The organism is Candidatus Micrarchaeia archaeon, from assembly GCA_041653315.1.
Taxonomy (GTDB): Archaea; Micrarchaeota; Micrarchaeia; order Anstonellales; family JAHKLY01; genus JAHKLY01.
Window position 1 is genome coordinate 1 of the sequence record JBAZFO010000062.1, and the last position, 2,922, is coordinate 2,922.

At 28.6% G+C, this 2,922-nt stretch carries 4 protein-coding genes and 1 tRNA gene; 1 reads left to right on the forward strand and 4 read right to left on the reverse strand.

Going from position 1 to position 2,922, the window contains the following annotated elements:
• Positions 1-384: hypothetical protein (locus WC356_07460; GenBank protein ID MFA5382980.1), on the reverse strand; the 384-nt coding region annotated here is incomplete at its 3' end.
• 66 nt (positions 385-450) lie between these two features.
• Between WC356_07460 and WC356_07465 the strand changes: the two genes are divergently transcribed.
• The gene (locus WC356_07465; GenBank protein MFA5382981.1) at positions 451-1,638 is read left to right on the forward strand and encodes an Nre family DNA repair protein; all 1,188 of its coding nucleotides are present in this window, start codon (positions 451-453) and stop codon (positions 1,636-1,638) included.
• On the opposite strand, the gene WC356_07470 is transcribed toward WC356_07465, so the two are convergent.
• The 3 genes from WC356_07470 to WC356_07480 form a co-directional block, all read right to left on the reverse strand.
• Positions 1,635-2,009 (reverse strand): hypothetical protein, encoded by a 375-nt coding sequence (locus tag WC356_07470; protein MFA5382982.1) that lies wholly within the window; start codon positions 2,007-2,009, stop codon positions 1,635-1,637. The two genes, WC356_07465 and WC356_07470, sit on opposite strands and share 4 nt — an antisense overlap.
• A gap of 86 nt (positions 2,010-2,095) precedes the next feature.
• A tRNA-Gly gene (locus tag WC356_07475) sits at positions 2,096-2,273 on the reverse strand.
• 92 nt (positions 2,274-2,365) lie between these two features.
• Positions 2,366-2,542: a hypothetical protein gene (locus WC356_07480; GenBank protein ID MFA5382983.1), complete on the reverse strand. Its 177-nt coding sequence runs from the start codon at positions 2,540-2,542 to the stop codon at positions 2,366-2,368.
• Between the last annotated feature and the right edge of the window lie 380 nt (positions 2,543-2,922).

Here is a 2,922-nt window from a genome sequence, read left to right on the forward strand (position 1 = left end):
TTGTTCTATATAAAAACATTTTTCCCAAGATGGGTGGCCACAATAAATTTCACTTTGTGTTATCCTATTATTCACAAAATATCCATTATTTAATTCAATTTCTGTAGCAGGCACATAAACTCCATCTACATATTCAAAAACTCCTTCAGCATTAGGAAAAACATCTAATATATTTGGTAATTGAGGAGCATAAACAGGAATTGAAACTAAATTCCAACCTTTAGATAATGTAGGATTTACTAATGTAGTTAAACATTTTATTTCAATTTCTGGGATTATTTCAGAAGGTTTTTCTTCTATTAAATCCTTTTTAATTACTCCAACAGTAGAAAAAATAAAAGCGCATAAACAAATTAATACCAATAAAAAAATTGTTTTTTTCATATATTTATTTGATTATTAAAGTTTAAAGGCTTTACTATTTAAAATTTAACTCTATTAATTAGATTAATGGAATCTCTTTGTATATTATGTAAAGGAACTAAAAAATTATGTGGTGCTGAATTTTGTCCTAAACTTAAAAAAATATATTATGAAATAGATTTAACAAAAAATATTAAAAATTCAATTTTTGGCCCTTCTCCCCCAAATATGTTTGTAGGTTCTTATGGGTGGCCAGAAGTTAACTGGGGGCCAATGGTTTCATTTGAAAATATTGATGATAATCCAGCTCAATGGTATGGAAAACCTTATGAAGAAATAATAAAACAAAGGTCTATGTTATTAACTGCAAGAAAAAAATCATATATAATGGAGAGAAAAGATAAATATTTAAAAGAAGCGCAAGATGCGATTATGTCTACAAAAACTTTAGATATGGAAGTTAATTTTAAAAATAAACCAAATTTTAATTTAAATTTTTCTTCTGTTTTACAACCAATGGGGGGTTATGCTCCTTTAAAAGATTTTAAAGTCATAGATAATCCAAAAATACCAAAAAAAGTTGATTCAATTGTAGAAGAAAAAAATCTTTTATCCAAAGATGCGATTTTTGAATTAAATGATTATGGATTTGATGAATACTATTTAACAAAATTATTAAGTGGAGGTTTACTAGGACATGAAGAAAGAAAAAAACTAGTTCCTTTACGATGGTCAATAACTGCAATGGATGATATGCTTGCTAAAAAAACAATAGAAAAAATTAAAAATTTTGATTTTATTTCTAATTATTATGTTTGTTCTTCAGAATATTTAGATAATCATTATGAAATACTTTTAATGCCTGGAAATTGGGAATTTGAAAATTTTGAATCTTGGGCTCCTGGAACACTTTGGTCGCAAGGAGCTTCAAATGTTTTTACAACAGAAGAATACGAATCATTTAATGGAAGAACAAAATATGCAGATAAACAAGTTGGTGGATATTATGCTTCTCGCTATGGTGTTTGTGAAGGATTAAATGAAATAAGAAAGCAAGCGCGTGTTTTAGCAATAAGAGAAATTTATGAAGGTTATCAAATTCCAGTTGGTGTTTGGCAAGTGCGCGAAGGAGTTAAACATGCAATGAAAAATAAAAAAAGATTTTCAAACTTACATGAAGCATTAAATGATATGAATTCAAGACTGCGCGTTCCAATACAAAAATACGAAGCGCAGAGTAAAATATTGAAACAAAAAAGATTATTTGATTTTTAGGATTTTATTTTAAATAATTTTCTAAGTCCTGGTTCTGGACCAAATATCCTTTCTCTATACATTACAAATTCCTCATTTGATGAAAATGGATAATTCTCTACTATTTTTTCATTAGAAAATATAACTTCTCCGTTTTTAATTAATATTATTTTAGTAATTGCTTCAGCTTTACCACAAAAAAGCAAAGATCCTATTAAACCATCAAAAGGTTTTATATCTATTTGCTTAGAAAAAACATTAATTAATTCACAATCTATTGGTTCATCGTTCCCAAAATAATTAACTCTTATTTTTTCTCCAATAAATTTTTCCAAACTTTTTATTTTAGCAGATAAACTTGAATCATTGATTGAAATTGTTTCTTTTTTCATATTATCACCTTTTTTTACCGAAAGTAAAAAATGCGGCGGCACTTTAATGAAATTAAAGGCGCCAATTTTTTACCAAAAGTAAAAAATGCGGCGGCCGGGATTTTCTCCCTGCTGACAAGTTTTTTGCGCCAGCCAAGGTTTTGAATTCTCGGACCATTCCGGGGTTTCTTTTGAACCCTGGGGCCTTTTCTTTACAAAGAAAAGGGGCCACCCGGGACTCAACGTTGGCAACGTCGTATACTAACCAGGCTATACTACCACCGCATTTACAAATATTATATTTTTTTATTATTGATTTATTTAGTATTTTTCTTTTTTTATTTCTTTATTTTTGGTTAGATTTTTCTTTCTTTTGCTTAAGCTTTTCTTTCTTTTTTGAAAAAGAAAGAAAAGGTTATGCGACCGCCGGGATTTTCATACCCCAATTTTAGTTTCTTTTTGGGGTGAAGACCTTTTTCTTTGAAAAGAAAAAGGGATTCATTCGAACCCGGGTCGTTGGCTTGGAAGGCCAGCATCCTAACCAGATTATCCAAACTTATTTCTTGAAGTTCTTTTTGACTAAACTTTTTTCTTACAAGAAAAAAGTTTACTAGACTACGGTCGCGATAAACACATTATTAATTACAGTTATCACTTTTTCACTCTCTTTTTTTATCTTTTCTTTTTAATGCCAGGTTTTTCTTTCTTTTTTGAAAAGAAAGAAAAAAGTGCAAAAATGCTACACTATTTGATAAAAATCAAATGCGTGCTTTTTTTACCAAAGGTAAAAAAATGCTACACTATTTGATAAAAATCAAATGCGTGCTTTTTTTACCAAAGGTAAAAAAATGCTACACTATTTGATAAAAATCAAATGCGTGCTTTTTTTACTAAAAGTAAAAAAATGCTACACTATTTGATAACAATCAAATGC